The sequence below is a fragment of the Flectobacillus sp. genome, from assembly GCF_049240685.1.
GTDB lineage: Bacteria > Bacteroidota > Bacteroidia > Cytophagales > Spirosomataceae > Flectobacillus.
In genome coordinates, this window is sequence record NZ_JBMLSD010000304.1 from 1 (window position 1) to 15,803 (window position 15,803).

10 protein-coding genes are annotated in these 15,803 nt (G+C 38.0%); 3 read left to right on the forward strand and 7 right to left on the reverse strand.

Features of this window, described 5'->3' with window-relative positions; translation table 11 throughout:
• Window positions 1-188: 188 nt before the first annotated feature.
• The 7 genes from ACOVQ4_RS13720 to ACOVQ4_RS13750 all read right to left on the reverse strand — a co-directional run bounded on the left by ACOVQ4_RS13720 (window position 189) and on the right by ACOVQ4_RS13750 (window position 9,331).
• Window positions 189-860 carry a 3-keto-disaccharide hydrolase gene (locus ACOVQ4_RS13720; protein WP_421821198.1) on the reverse strand — a complete coding sequence of 224 codons (672 nt, stop codon included), beginning with the start codon at window positions 858-860 and terminating at the stop codon, window positions 189-191.
• Window positions 861-1,343: 483 nt separating this feature from the next.
• On the reverse strand, window positions 1,344-1,790 hold the full coding sequence (locus tag ACOVQ4_RS13725; protein ID WP_421821199.1) for a hypothetical protein: 447 nt from the start codon (window positions 1,788-1,790) through the stop codon (window positions 1,344-1,346).
• A 133-nt stretch (window positions 1,791-1,923) separates the two neighbouring features.
• Complete coding sequence (locus ACOVQ4_RS13730) at window positions 1,924-2,964, reverse strand: PmoA family protein (RefSeq protein ID WP_421821200.1); 1,041 nt, start codon at window positions 2,962-2,964, stop codon at window positions 1,924-1,926.
• A gap of 290 nt (window positions 2,965-3,254) precedes the next feature.
• Entirely contained in the window at window positions 3,255-4,934 is a 1,680-nt protein-coding gene (locus tag ACOVQ4_RS13735; RefSeq protein WP_421821201.1) for a RagB/SusD family nutrient uptake outer membrane protein, read from the reverse strand.
• 59 nt (window positions 4,935-4,993) lie between these two features.
• On the reverse strand, window positions 4,994-8,038 hold the full coding sequence (locus ACOVQ4_RS13740) for a SusC/RagA family TonB-linked outer membrane protein (RefSeq protein WP_421821207.1): 3,045 nt from the start codon (window positions 8,036-8,038) through the stop codon (window positions 4,994-4,996).
• Between the two features lie 82 nt (window positions 8,039-8,120).
• Window positions 8,121-8,387 carry a hypothetical protein gene (locus ACOVQ4_RS13745; RefSeq protein ID WP_421821202.1) on the reverse strand — a complete coding sequence of 89 codons (267 nt, stop codon included), beginning with the start codon at window positions 8,385-8,387 and terminating at the stop codon, window positions 8,121-8,123.
• A gap of 362 nt (window positions 8,388-8,749) precedes the next feature.
• Window positions 8,750-9,331 carry an RNA polymerase sigma factor gene (locus tag ACOVQ4_RS13750; protein WP_421821203.1) on the reverse strand — a complete coding sequence of 194 codons (582 nt, stop codon included), beginning with the start codon at window positions 9,329-9,331 and terminating at the stop codon, window positions 8,750-8,752.
• A 324-nt stretch (window positions 9,332-9,655) separates the two neighbouring features.
• Between ACOVQ4_RS13750 and ACOVQ4_RS13755 the strand changes: the two genes are divergently transcribed.
• The 3 genes from ACOVQ4_RS13755 to ACOVQ4_RS13765 form a co-directional block, all read left to right on the forward strand.
• Window positions 9,656-12,730, forward strand: a complete 3,075-nt coding sequence (locus tag ACOVQ4_RS13755) for an amidohydrolase family protein (RefSeq protein ID WP_421821204.1) — start codon at window positions 9,656-9,658, stop codon at window positions 12,728-12,730.
• Window positions 12,731-12,879: 149 nt separating this feature from the next.
• The gene (locus tag ACOVQ4_RS13760) at window positions 12,880-14,184 is read left to right on the forward strand and encodes an amidohydrolase family protein (RefSeq protein WP_421821205.1); all 1,305 of its coding nucleotides are present in this window, start codon (window positions 12,880-12,882) and stop codon (window positions 14,182-14,184) included.
• 156 nt (window positions 14,185-14,340) lie between these two features.
• Window positions 14,341-15,803 (forward strand): L,D-transpeptidase family protein (locus ACOVQ4_RS13765; RefSeq protein ID WP_421821206.1); only part of this gene is annotated, 1,463 nt, incomplete at its 3' end.

Consider the following 15,803-nt stretch of genomic DNA (forward strand, 5'->3'; position numbering starts at 1 on the left):
TTGAGACGCAAGCATTGCGTCTCTACTGGTAGAATCTAAATTTTAACATAATTACTCATTCGCTAAATTAGGGATGACTCATCTTTTACCTGATACTTCAAATTGATATCTCTTTAGAAGAAAAGAATAGCCTATCTAAGCGAAAGTACTGATTAAAGATTATGTTACTAAAATTTTAACCCAAAACGCTATTTGAATACTTTTATCTCAACCCTTGAAAAGTCTATTGGATAGCCTTCATATTGGAGGAGAATTTTACCTTCCGTTGGTTCCGTTAGTTGACCTTCATTAACTAATTTTCCGTTTAACTCTTGTCTAATTAATCCATCTTTCACTGTAATAACTGCGGTATTCCACTCACCTGATGGGTTTTCACTGTCCAAAAATCTGGGAGAAGTAACACTTTTGCCTGGTTCGGTTTGTTTGCCTTTTACTAATAAGGATACCTCCTGCAATAGTACAAAATCGCCCGTTCCTCCTTCTTTTACCTGATATTGTATTCCTTTTGGCCACAAGGTATCTTTAGTAGATGTCGGAACCAAATACATAATTCCACTATTGCGTTTATTACTTTTACGGGTAATTGTCGAGTCGTTATTCCATTTGAAAACAACAGTCAATTGAAAATTCTTAAAAGACTGCTCTGTCATGACATATCCTAATTTGTCGCCGTAAAGACGAATCATCTTCTTCTCGACATTAAACAAATCAGAAGCGTTTTGATGTTTACCAGATTTAGGTTCATAGGCATACCATCCTTTAAAATTTTTGTGATTAAAAAGTTTGGTTTGTGCCTGTATGACCTTTGGGTTTACAAGCAATAATAAAGACAATATGAGCCATTTCAGTTTTTTGATCATAAAATTGTTAAGTTTAGTAATTAAGTGGGCAAAATTAGAATTAAGTTGTCATGCTGTAAGCACAAGGCAACATGTGTGCTTGTTGATAAGCTGGCGTTTAAATCCGTTCTATTGGAAATATTCAAAATTCAAAACTAGTGCTGTACGGAGGATTTCCAACAATTGAGGATTTGGGATTTATGATTCTGGGGACAAAGTAAAATATCTTTATTTTTTACAAAATATAAAAGCTGACCCTTCCGAAACTCCACATCCGATATCCGAAATAGACACTTTTAGAATCCTTTGTACACAACTCACTCAGAACTCACAATCCAGCATTAAGTAATTGACTATAAGGACAGTATAAAATAAAATTCAATTTTTGAGCTTACGGCTTTCGGCGTTGGGCAATCGGTAAAAACATAGCTATCATTACTAAAAATACATTTAGAACTCCTCGCCTTGTGCCTTCAACACCTCATTTTGTGCAATTATTCAAGCTTATTTAACTTTAATGTACTTTTCTATATTGATATGATTTACACCGAGCTTCTCCACTTTTTCTATTCCTTGGATGATTAGAGTATCATTTTTTACCTGAAAGTCAAATTCGAATTCGCCGCCTTCCCATTCCCGAACATTGAAATAATCTAAATACTCTTTGTATTGATTACCCTCGATTTTAACTCTACCCCCACCAGCGCTGTAGGTTGCTGTAGAGTCTTTCCCATGATTCAAATCATGTCGCAAAAAAGAAAAATGAGTTGGGGTAATAATTTTAATCATTTCCTGACCTTTTGTATAATCAGTAAGGGTTGTGTCCTTATCTTTGATGGTTGTGCCTGATACTAATTGCCAAGTGCCTACAATAGGCGAAGCTTCTTGAGCTTGAGAAGTACAGCCGAGTGATAAGAATCCTAAGTAGATTCCTAGAAAGAGATTTTTCATGTTAAAATTGGAGTTTTTATAGAAATTGGTTTCTCTAAATTAGGAAAAAGCTTGAAAAGAATGCATTCAATTTCTCCCAATAAAAAACGCCCAGCCATTTTGTGGGCCGAGCGTTTCCTCTTGAATATATTTTTTACTGATTAGCAAAATCCTTTGCCAAATCCTCATATTCTTTGTCCGAAACTTTACCAGAAGTAATCACTGTACGGTATTTGAATGTTACAGACTGGTTGGGGGCTAGTTTATAATTTAAACTCTCCTTGCCCTTCGAGAAAACACTTACCCCGAGTGGGTTGGCGGCAAATAAACCATATCCTCTTGCATGCCAATAAGTTGGGTAGGACAAGTTTTTAGGATGGTCGATGATGGCGATATTAATATCCTCATCTTTTATTTTACCCGAAAGGTTCATCCAATTACCACGCGTGGCCCAAACTTCCTCGCCGATTACACCATTGCTACCATGATATTTGCCCGAAATACCCGTATTATCAAGCTTATCTACTTTTGTTTCGATGCCATTTGCATCCACAAACACATCAGGTTTGTCGGAAGGGTGCTCTAATTCACGTGCCACTCGAATAGCAAACATACCATCTTTTACATCTGCAAAAGTTACAGGTTCTACAGCGGTCAGGGTCGTAATACGGTCAATGATACGTTGATTTCCTTTGGCCGTAAAAATATAGGTTGTTTCTTCTTTCAAAAGCGTTTTACCTTTTCCGTCGGTATCAATCCAATCGGCAGTTACCTGCAATTCGCCTTTTCCGTGCCCACCAGCCACTTTTTCGATACCAGTATGACGAATAGTTCCATATTTTGAACGATCCTTGATAGCCGTTGAATTATTCCAAAAATCAAAACCATTCACAGATTCATAATTGAGCCACATACCCACATGATGCGGGTGATCTACACGTTCACCAGCTTTTTTAATAAAGGGATATCCACGCGTAATCATGGTTCCTTGAGCGGTACGAATTGGGAAAAGTACAGGTTTTTTCAGGATAGAATCACTCGGATAGAAGTAAGAAGTAAAGGGCTGTCCATCAACAAGTACATCTACCTTTCTTTCATTTTTCTTTACTACAAGTTGTACTTTATCTGTTTTTTGTTGAGCAAAAATGCTTGCACTCATCAGCATTAGCCCCGTCATAATGATACTTTTTTTCATAATCTGGTTTTCTAGTCGAATAGGATTGTTTGCACAATCTCGTCTTAAATTTTGATATAAAAGCCTTTAAAATCCAAAAGTTACTCAAAATTTTCAAAAAATGGAGACTATCCTGCATTGATTAGGCTGCTGGAGTTGGATATATTAACAAAAAGAGGGGCGTCTCTCTCGGAACGCCCCTTGGTTTTGGTATTAGGGTCAAGTATATAATTATGCTTTTAGTGGTAAAAGAAGATGAACTAATCTTAAGAGTCATTCATCTTCTTTATTATGTAACAACCAACTGACGATTAGTACCCAGCATTTTGTGGGAAAGTTGTATTTCCACCTTCGGTACGGTCAATCTGTGTTTGTGGGATTGGACGGACATTGTGGATGTCTTTGATATTGTTTGCCGCTTGTGGATTGTATTTTTTCACACGGTCAACCAAAATACCCCAACGTTTTAAATCTAACCAACGAGTTTGCTCACCCGCCAATTCTCTGGCTCTTTCTTCCACCATGAAATCGAAGGTAGCTTGCGAAGCAGTTATTTCCATAGCAGATTGTTTTCCAGCCCAAGCTGCACGACGACGAACCATATTGATAGCATCGGCAGCGGCTTGACTATTACCCAAACCAATTTGAGCTTCAGCCAACATCAAATACGTATCGGCTAAACGATACACGAAGAAATCTCTGCTACCTGCTTCATAAGTCATATCAGGACGTTTGGTATCAAAGAATTTTCTTAAAGTTGGAAACAATGCCTCAGAGTATTTACTAGGTACCAACACTTGGTATTTCTTTTTAGCACGGTCTGCTTTGGACATTTCATAACCTGGGATAAAAATAGCCGTATCGCCAGCTACGAAAGTCACCGAAGATTTCGAATCATCGAAAGCTGTCACATAAGTACCAGGCTTATTGCTATACCAAGTATCCTTGAAAGTTTTCTTATAGCGAGAGTCATTAACTCTTTCTCCAAACACCACATCTGTACAGTAAGTCGTAGGGCGCAAGCGTTTGAAAGGACGACCATTCAGAACATCTCTTTGCATACCTGCTTGTACGTCATATTGCATACCAAAAAACAAGTGGAGGTTATTACCACCATTCACAGCACCCGTATTGTTTGTAAGGTTTGTGAGTGGGTCTGAAGTATACTGCACAGCAAACACGATTTCGGCGTTTCTTTGATTATTTTCATCAAAAACACTCGCAAAATCATCCAAAAGTTTGTACCCATAGTTGTTGATAACGTTTGTACAAAGTGAGGCAGCCTTAGAGAAATCATCAGAAGCCTTTACCGTAGAATATGCTTTTGAAAGATATACTTTGGCCAAACACATTTCGGCAGCTGGCTTGATAGCACGACCGTATTGCGTAGATGAATTTGGCAAATCGGCAATTGCTTCAGTTAAATCCTTAATGATAGCTGCATACATTTCTGCATTTGTAGCTCTTTTGGTTTGCTTGGTAGGAGCCAATGTTTCTGTTAATCTCAAATCTACTCCACCGTATTGCTGGAACAAAATAAAATAATAGTGGGCTCTCAAGAATTTTGCTTCTGCCACTCTGATTTTTTTGGTTGCATCTGCCAAAGTTACTTTAGGCGCACGCTCGATAATCGCGTTACAGGTATTGATACCACGATATAATTCATCCCAAATTGTAGCCAAATAATCTACTGTTGGGTTCAACTGAGTGTCATAAAAATGAAAACCCTTGTAAGAGCCATCGGCACCCGTAGCGTAAATATCGGTACCATATTCGGTCATGGTAAGACCTGCCTGAGTGGCATAATAGTTACGAAGAGAAGAATAAGCTGCATTTACTGCATCTTCATACCCTTTGGTTGTATTCATATAATCGTTACCGATACCTGATACAACTGTTTCGTTCAAGACATCAGAGCAAGACTGACCGGTCAACATCAATGCTGCTATCCCTAGTACTCTTGCATGTTTTAATATATTGTTAATCTTCATCTTATTAATCATTTTTCGTTAGACTGTTTATCATTAAGAAATTTCAACTAAGTCATTTATTAGAACTTAGCGTTGATACCTACTGTAAATACTTTGGTTGCTGGTGTGATACCATTGTTTACAGATGTACCTGAAGTTTCAGGGTCTACGCCATTGTACTTAGAAATAAAGCTAGACCAGATGAACGGTTGTTGGATACTTGAGAAAACTCTCAATGATTCCATGCCTAATTTTTTGGCGACGGTTGAGTTGAATGAGTAGCCAAAGTTGATGTTACGTAACTTGATAAATGAACCATCAAAGTAAATCAAAGTTTGGTTGTACTGAGGGAACTCTTGATTACTAAACGGACGAGGGAATTCTGCATTTGGATTGTTTGGTGTCCAGTAATCAACTTTGATTTGTTGGTAACGACCCGCCAAAGCATTGTTGTTTTGATGGAAACCACTCACAATCATTTGTCCAAAACGACCGAATAAGAAGAATGATAAGTCAAAGTTTTTGTAAGTAAATCTGTTTGTTAAACCAGCCGAGAAATCAGGTACATCCGAGCCTAATAAAACACGGTCGTTGGCATTGATAACACCATCGCCATTAGTGTCTTGAACTTTGATTTGACCGACACCTGCTCCCAAGGCGTTAGCGTTGTCTCCAGGATAGAATTTCTTAGCTTGTTCTGCTTCGCTAACTTGCCAAATACCTACTTTTTTGTAATCGAAGAATGAATTCAAAGGCTGACCAATAAACCATTTGTTACCAATATCATCTTTTGCTCCATTGTACAAAGAAACAATTGCTTCGCTGTTTTTAGTAAACTGGAAATCAGTAGTCCATCTAAAACCTCCTTTTGTGTCAACGTTTACGGTAGATACACCTAATTCGATACCTCTGTTACGTGTTTCACCAACGTTTTTGGTTACAGCACTAAAGCCTATTGAGCCTGGTAACTGATCAGACAATAACAAATCTGTTGTATTGGTTTGGTACAATTCTAATGAACCTTGCACTCTTCCTTTTAAGAAACTAAAGTCGATACCCACGTTTTTAGTTGCTGAAGATTCCCATCTCAAATCAGGGTTACCAATCGTACTTGGTCTGTAACCAAACGCAGCTGTATTGTCCCAAGCGTAGGCAGTACGGCTTAACAACCCTTGAGTTTGGTATGGTGCAACCCCTTGGTTACCTACCGAACCCCAACCTGCTCTAACTTTCAACAAATCTAACCACTGTACGCTTTTCAAGAATGGCTCATTACTAATGTTGTAACCAACAGCAACACCTGGGAAATTACCATATTTACTATTTACCCCAAAACGGCTAGAGCCATCACGACGCATCGTCAAGGTTACTAAGAATTTATCGTTGTAATCATAGTTGATACGAGCCATCAATGAGTTGATTGTCCACTCAGTCAAGTTACTACCAACACCTAATACTGAACTAGCATTTCCTAAATTGTAAAATTGTTGTGTTTCAGCAGGAACACCTTGAACGTTTGCAGCATAGTTTTCGTAACGATCTCTTTGGATTGAGTGTAGCAATGTTACATTAAAGTTATGCTTTTGGATAGTTTTTGTATAGTTAATAATGTTTTCTAAAGTCCAGTTGAATCCAAAATTACTTTGAGTACTTGCCTGAGCATCACCACCTTTTCTGGCGTTTGTTTGCGCACCAATGAATCTACCCCAACGAGATAATGTGAAGTCTGGTCCAAAGTTTACGCGGTATTTCAAACCTTCCATTAATTTTACTTCTGTGTAAATACTGTTGAAAATACGGTATTTTTTCGTGTTGTCAACTTGCGCCCCTGGTACGATTTCGGCCAATGGGTTGGTCAACAAAGCATCGTTTGTAGGAGTAAAATTAATAGAGCCGTCCGCTTTGTAAGGTGCTCCGAGTGGATTTTGACCAAGCGTAAAGCTATATGGGTTTAGGTTTTCACCGTTACGATCACTAAACATCATATATGACGAAATACCCACCTTCAACCATCTATTAATTTCATGGTCAATGTTGGCTCTCAAAGAGTAACGAGCATAATCTAATCCTTCTGTAACCCCTTTGTCTAGGAAATAACCTGCTGAAATATAGAATTGAGTTCTATCATTGCCACCTTGGATACCGATTGAGTGGTTTTGTTGAAAACCATTTTTCAAAATCAAATCTTGATAATCTGTACTTCTTCCTTGAGCCAAGCCCTCCACTACGTTAGGGTCACCACCTAATACTGCCACTTTTCCATCTGCTACAGGATCAGATTGTCCTGTTGGAACTATAGCCCCTGCTGCATTTCTATAAATACCAGTAGATCTGTAAGCTTCACGTACATATTCAGCAAATTCAGTTCCGTTAAACAGTCTTAATTTGTTTAATACTTGAGACTGACCAACGTACATATCGTAAGTAACGGTTGTTTTTCCTTTTACCGCACCTCTTTTTGTTGTAATCAAAACTACACCGTTTGCACCTCTGGCACCATAAATCGCAGTAGCTGTTGCATCTTTCAAAACCTCCATCGACTGTACATCGTTCGGGTTAAAATCTTCATAACCAGCCGACAAAGGAATACCATCCACTACATATAGAGGGTCGTTTCCTGCATTAAATGAACGACGACCACGAATCAAAATCTTTGCTGTTTGACCAGGTTTAGAACCTGATTGAGAAACGTCAACACCCGCTGTTCTACCTTGAAGTGCCTGCCCTAAGTTGGTAATAGGCATTTCTGAAATTTGTTTGGCCGATACTTGTGAAATAGCACCAGTCAGCTGGCTTTTCTTTTGAGTACCATAACCAACTACTACTACCTCAGAAAGAGCTTGGTTTTCAACACTCAATACAACATTAATGGTATTTTTTGAACCTACGGCTACCTCTGAGCTTGTATAGCCAATGGCTGAAAATACTAGAACATCCTTAGCCGACGATGAATTAATTTTGTAAGAACCGTTTGCATCTGTGGTTGTACCTTTGTTGGTACCTTTTAGCATAACACTTACACCAGGAACGGCCTGCCCGTCCTCCGAAGAAGTCACTTTCCCTGAAATTGCCTGTTGGGCTAGTCCTGTGAAGCTTAACAACATCAACGTAAGCAACGCACACATTCCAAATAGCCCTCTTTTCAATTGTAAAGGTTTACTTTGCATAGTCTATTGGTTTTAAAATGAAACTGATTGATTAGGATAATTAGGATAATAAAGATTTATTGATTTTCTGCCAAAGTTTTTCTTCTTCGAAAGGGTCAAGACCTGAGCCAGGAATATCGAAGAGGAGTATCTCTTTGGCCATATTGATTTCTTTGCATTTATCTGGATAAATTTCCATCAAACGATTCCAAAAAACACAGCATTCAATGTTATTTGGAGATGCTACCCATTCTAAAAAAAAGGTATCAGATATAAAATCTTCCGCTTTGTAATGCTCATATTTTAGAATGTTGTCGAGGCGCGCCATAAATTGAACTTTGTAAAGTATTTTTTGCAATTTAACTACACAAGACAGCAGTTCTTGTTTTCTACTCAGTTTTACAGATAAAAAAGGATAGTTTTTTAAATTTTATCTTAACTAAATGAATTACAATTATTTGATTAAAAAAAAAGGCCTTAAACTAGGAGTAAATAGAGACGGTTGTAGGTTTTTATTCGAAAAATATACGCTTGAGGTAGACAGGAAAATATATATAATTATTCTACTTATTTTTTGAATTTTAACTACATAAGACGACCGTTATTATTTTCTACTGAAAAAAATAAAAAAAACCTGCACAATTTTTTTGTGACAGGTTTTCGGTAATCTTTATGTATTTAATCTAATCCCTATGCAAAAGCTAGTTGTTCGGTACCCATGTGTTGTTTAAGCGTTTTTAGGGCACCAAAAATAAGATTATAGACCGACTGAGGATTGATATTCATTTTGTTTGAAATCTGGTCGGTATCCATATCATGAAAGAATTTCAGAGAAATTGCTTCTCTTTGACGTTTTGTCAAAAAACGAAAAGACTCACTAAGTACATGATTGAATTTTTGTTCTTCTTCAAAGGCCACCAAACGGTTTTCATGCGAACCTACAAAATCTGGATTTTCGACATAATAACCTTCATGATGCAAAGTCTGACGTTGCTGGGTTTCCAAATGACGCACCAACTTTCTTTTGATAGACGCCATCAGGTAATAACGAATGGAAGTAGTTTCTCCTAAATTTTGGTGATTTTTCCAAAGCTCTACAAATAAATCGTGCAAACAGTCTTTGATTAACTCACGGTCTTGAGTGATACTTGTACTGTAGTTATACAAAAGGTTTACATAGCTTCTATAAATTAAGGTAAAAGCCTCGTGATCCCCTCCACGAAAAGCGTTCCATAAAGCTACTTCATCCGTAATTCTTTTTGCAGTCATCATAAAAAAGAGTTGTTTTCTGAGATTCTTTCCTAAAGATATACAAACAAAATAGCACTTTTCAAGGGTTTTATTGAATATTTTTCCGTAAACGTTTACGGAAACGTTTACGAGAAAAATATTATAAAAACGCTTTATTATCCTACTCTAAAAAAAACCCTTTTGTATTTAAGCGATGGAATCCCTGACTTGGTCTAAATTTGGTCTAAACTTGTTGGAAGTTAGAGATTATCCTACAATTTTTACATGATGTAATATTTCGTTGGGAAATTCTCCCAATTTGCCATATCACTTTACACAAACTACCTTAAATCTAAATTTCTTTTTATGAAAAAGATTTTTTACACGTTCATCAACATTATTATGTTTGGGACGGTGCTAAGAGCTCAAACTACCACGTTTCCTCGAAACGGAGTACAGGATGAGCGTCCAAACACGTATGCATTTGTGAATGCAACTATCGTCTCCGATGCCAACACAGTTCTTGAAGGCGCAACGCTTGTTATCAAGGGTTCGGTAATTGAAGCTGTTGGTAAAAATATTACCCTTCCAGCTGGAACCCAAGTAATTGACCTCAAAGGCAAACGTATCTACCCTTCTTTAATCGAACCGTATAGTAATTATGGTATGCCTGAATTAAAAAGAGAAGGGCGTAGCTTTAGAGGAGACCCCCAGTTCGAATCCAAAAAACAAGGTGCCTACAACTGGAACCAAGCAGTGCTACCAGAGGTAAATGCTTCGACTATGTACACGGGTAATCCTTCTGCCGCCGACGATATGCGTAAGGCTGGCTTTGGAGCTACCATCACACACGTACAGGATGGTATCGTTCGCGGTACTTCGGCATTGGTTGCCTTAATCGACGGTCGTGACCAAGAGGCTTTGTTAAAAAGTGATGTTTCTGCGCATTATTCTTTGTCGAAAGGCTCTTCGACTCAGGATTATCCAAACTCCCTTATGGGTTCGGTGGCACTGTTACGTCAAACCTATTTGGATGCAGATTGGTACAAGAAAAGTAAAAACAAAACTGAATATAATATCTCTTTAGAAGCGTTTAACAACAGCCAATCGATACCACAAATTTTTGAGGTATCTGACAAATTGGGGATTTTGAGAGCCAATAAAATCGGTAAGGAATTTGGTGTAAATTATATCATCAAAGGTGGTGGTGACGAATACCAACGTCTTGACGAAGTAAAAGCCGCTGGTGTTTCCTTGATTATTCCACTGAACTTCCCTACAACGCCAGATGTAGAAGACCCATTCGATGCCAACGTTGTTTCTTTGGCCGATATGAAGCACTGGGAAATGGCTCCTGCCAACCCTGCGATTTTGGCAAAAGCGGGTGTTTCTTTTGCAATTACTACTTCAAACGTAAGAAGCAAATCTGATTTCTGGGCAAACTTGCGCAAAGCGGTAGAATATGGCTTGGATGAAAAAGTTGCCTTGGCAGCCCTAACTTCTGTTCCTGCTCAGTTACACAAGGTAGATAATCTGGTAGGTAGTATCAAACCTGGTTTGTTGGCCAACTTCTTGATTACATCTGATAATCTTTTTAAAGAAAACAATGTAATTTATGAAAACTGGGTAAAAGGAAAACGCTACGTTTTAAACAATATGAACGTAACTGATATGCGTGCTACGTATGATTTAAGCGTGGCAGGTAAATCAGGTTTGAAATTGAATGTAACTGGTAAAGTAGATAAACCAGAATTCCAAATCCAAGTATCAGATTCAGTTAAGGTTTCTCCAAAAGTGACAAGAACAGGCGATTTGTTGACTCTATCTTTCAAATTAGATGCGAAAAAAGATAAAGGTGATACTCGTATTAGTGCTTATTATGATGGCAAAAACATCAAAGGCGATGGTTTTGATGCAGCAGGTGCTCCTGTAAAATTTGATGCTATTTTCAAAGAAGCTTTCAAAGAGCCTGTTGCAAAAGCTGACACTACCAAAAAACCTGTTCCAACTATTGGCAAAATCGTGTATCCTTTTAATGGATACGGTTCTGAAACAAAACCAAAAGCAGAGACTCTATTGATTAAAAATGCTACCGTTTGGACAAACGAGAAGGATGGTATTTTGAAAAATACGGACGTATTATTGAAAGATGGTAAAATTGCTCAGGTGGGTAAAAACTTGTCTGCAACTGGTGCAAAAGTGGTTGATGGTACAGGCAAACACTTAACCAACGGTATTTTTGACGAACATTCTCATATTGCCTTGCTTTCGGTAAACGAAGGCTCTCAGTCAGTTACGGCTGAAGTTCGTATGGAAGATGTAGTAAACTCTGAAGATGTAAATATCTATCGTCAATTGGCGGGTGGTGTAACTTCATCACAATTGCTCCACGGCTCGGCTAACTGTATCGGTGGGCAATCGGCAATCGTGAAATTGAAATGGGGTGAAGCTCCAGAAGTAATGAAAATTCAAAATGCTGATGGATATATCAAGTTTGCTTTGGGTGAAAACGTAAAACAAGCAAACTGGGGTGACCGTGCTCGTATCCGTTTCCCTCAAACTCGTATGGGTGTTGAGCAAATTATGATGGACGCTTTCTTGCGTGCAAAAGAATACGATAAATCATGGGCTGAATATAACAAAGCAGCCAACAAAGCTACGTTGACTCCTCCACGCCGTGATTTGGAATTGGATGCTCTATCTGAGATTTTGAACAAAAAACGTTTTATTACTTGTCACTCTTATGTGCAGTCCGAAATCAATATGTTGTTGAAAGTAGCTGATTCATTGGGTTTCAAAGTAAATACATTTACTCACATTTTGGAAGGTTATAAAGTAGCTGACAAAATGAAGGCACACGGAGCAAGTGGTTCTACTTTTGCTGACTGGTGGGCATACAAAATGGAAGTAAAAGAAGCCATTCCTTTCAATGCTGCCTTGATGACAAAAGTTGGTATCAATACCTCAATCAACTCTGATGATGCTGAAATGGCTCGTCGTTTGAATCAAGAGGCTGCAAAAACAGTCATGTATGGCGGTCTTACTGAAGAAGAAGCTTGGAAATTGGTAACCTTGAACCCTGCAAAAATGATGCACCTCGACAATCGTTTGGGAAGTATCAAAGCTGGTAAAGATGCTGACGTTGTTCTTTGGAACGAGAACCCTCTATCTATTTACGCAAAACCTGAAAAAACAATCATTGAAGGTGCAGTGTATTTCGACATCGAAAAAGACAAAGAATTGCGTGCAAATATCGCTGCTGAACGTAATCGTTTGATTCAAAAAATGTTGAATTCTAAAGCAAGTGGCGCTCCTACTGCAAAACCAGAAATGCGCAGACCAAGATTGTTCGTTTGTAACTCTTTGGGCGGTTTAACTGAAGAAGAAGGCGAAACTCGTGCATTTGGTACATTACAGTTACAAGACAACTGTGACAAATAGAGTGTTGAATGGTGAGTTGTGAATGATGAATCACTCTCCTTTACTACTCTGCAAAGTTATCAAAGCATTATTTGTTTCAAATTCAGTAGGTATTTTAAGATAAAATGTCAAGCTCAGACATTTTTCATGACTTAAAATTTTATTTCAAAATGAAAAAATCAGCATTATTATATACACTAGCTTTGTTTTTGGGTGTGAAGACTAGCTTTGCTCAAAACCAAGCTGCTGCTGCTCCCCAAACCAAGCCTATTGCTTTAACGGGTGCCACTATTCACACCGCTGCAGGCCCTGTTATCGAAAATGGGGTGATTGTTTTTGACAAAGGAATTATTACTAAAGTTGGTCCTGCAGGAACAACTTATGATAAAACTGGTACAGAAACCATCGACGTAACAGGAAAACACGTTTTCCCTGGCTTGATTGCTCCTGCCAACCAACTAGGTTTGGTAGAAATCGAAGCAGTTCGTGCTACAGTCGACCAACAAGAAGTAGGTGCCATCAACCCTCATGTTCGTGCTTTGATTGCTTATAACACTGACTCAGAATTAATTCCAACGGTTCGTGGTAACGGCGTTTTGATTACTCAGGTTACGCCAGTAGGTGAAATTATCTCGGGTATGTCTTCTATCATGAATTTGGATGGCTGGAACTGGGAAGATGCTGTACTCAAAAAAGATGATGGTATCCACCTTAACTGGGTTGGCTATTTCAAGCGTGAATTTAACTTTGAAACATTCTCGGCAACGACCAAGAAAAATGATAAAAAAGAAGAACAAATCCGTGAAATTGCGCAATTGTTTGATGATGCAACCGCTTATGCTCAAATCAAAAACCCTAATCCAATCAATGTAAAATTGGAAGCAATGAAAGGCCTTTTTGACGGAACTAAAAAATTGTACATCTCGGCTGATTATGGTAAAGAAATCATCGAAGCTGTTCAGTTTGCTAAATCAAAAGGGGTAAAAAGCATCGTAATTATCGGTGGAGAGGAGTCTCTTTTAGCAGCAGATTTCTTGCGTGACAACAACGTTCCTGTGATTGTATCTGGAACGCACCGTTTGCCAAATAGCGCAGATGACGACACAGATTTGCCGTACAAATTGCCTCAATTGTTGGCTCAAAAAGGTGTAACTGTTGGTTTGGCCTATATTGGTATGCACTGGCGTACACGCAACTTGCCTTTCTTGGCTGGTACTGTTGCTGGGCACGGTATGTCAAAAGACGATGCTTTGAAATTGGTAACAATCAACAATGCTAAAATCTTGGGTATCGACAAATATGTGGGCTCATTGGAAGTTGGCAAACAAGCAACTTTGGTAGTTTCACAAGGCGACTTGTTAGATATGCGTTCGGCCAAAGTGGAACATGCATTTATTCAAGGAAAGAAAATCGACTTGGATGACAAACAAAAACGTTTGTACAAAAAATATTCAGAAAAATACGGGACAAAATAAACACTGTATCATCTGCTAATAGTATAAAAGCCATTCCTTCAGGAATGGCTTTTTTGATAAATGATATTTATCATTTTTTCTACCTAAACTACTCAGTTTTCTACTCTCCTTTCCAAGCGACCTTTGTATAAGTCTTCCACAACAAGCTATTTATTTATGAAAAAGGTCTATTTGTCTTTTATTTTCCTAATAATTTCCTTTTATACTTTTGCACAAGCAAATCTAGAAAGTCTAATAAAACAATTGTGCGAAGACCCTGTTTTTGCCAAGCAACTCAATATTACAAAACCATCAGAATTACAGGCTTTTTATCAACTAAACAATTTTCAACCTGTTTGGTACGACAATAAAGCATTTCAAGAAAGCTTCATAGAAGAGCTTCGTAAAGCTGTACAATTTGGACTAAACCCCCAAAATTATCACTTCGACTATCTTCTTCAATCAACCAACAACCAGCTTGAGTATGAGTTGTTGTGTACTCATGCGATGTTGACTTATTTCAATGATTATACTTCTGGAACCAAACCCAATACCTTGGCTTTTAATGGAATTGAATACCAAAACCAGTCTGTAAACATTCCACAAGTCCTTTATCAAAATATCAAAAATGAGTCTTTTACAAAACTTCTTCAAAAATACGAAGTAAAAAATCGACACTATAAAAAGGTACTAGAAACATACGAGCGGGTACTGAATGCACCCGACAGCTTGTTTATGCCAACCCAATTGGCTAAAACCTTAGTCGAAAATAAGAGTCTTCAACAAAAATTAGTTTTTTGGCAATGTATAGAGTCGCTGAGCACTTATGATAGCGAGATCATTTTGACAGAAGCGCTGAAACAGTTTCAAGAAAAATTCAACCTTGAACCTGATGGGAAATTGGGAATAAACACCCTTAAAGCCTTAAACTCGGGGAAATCACAACTACTAAACCAACTTCGGTACGACCTCAATTCTATTCGTTTCTTGAATGCTTGGCAATACCCAACTTATCTATGGGTCAATATCCCTTCTGCTGAGTTTTCCATGATTGAAGCACAAACTAAAACCTTATCAATGCGTGTAATTGTTGGTAATCCCAAAACGCCCACTCCCAGTTTGATGAGTACCATAAAACAGTGTATCTTCTTCCCATATTGGTTTGTTCCGTCGAGTATTACTATTAAAGAAATGTTGCCCCAAATCCAAAAAGATATCAATTACTTGAGTAACAACAGCATACAAGTGCTTGATCAAAAATGGAATGTAATTGATGAAACAACACTTCCTTGGTCGAGCTTTAATGCCAAAAACTTTCCTTATAAATTACGACAAGTGGCAGGATGTGATAATTCTTTAGGAATTGTAAAATTTGATTTTGATAATCCATTTACAGTCTATCTGCACGATACAAATGCCAAAAAGCTTTTCCAGAAAAATAGTCGCTGGCTAAGCCACGGCTGTATTCGTTTAGAAAAACCAACAGAATTAGCTGAGAAACTAATAGGTAATTCTTCATTGATTCAAAAGCTAGTAGCCCAGCAATATGAGCCAGATTTAAAGCCTATTTACTTTCAAGTTCAACCCAATGTTCCGCTATTGATTAGCTATTTGTGTTCTGGAATTAATGAAAAAGGCGA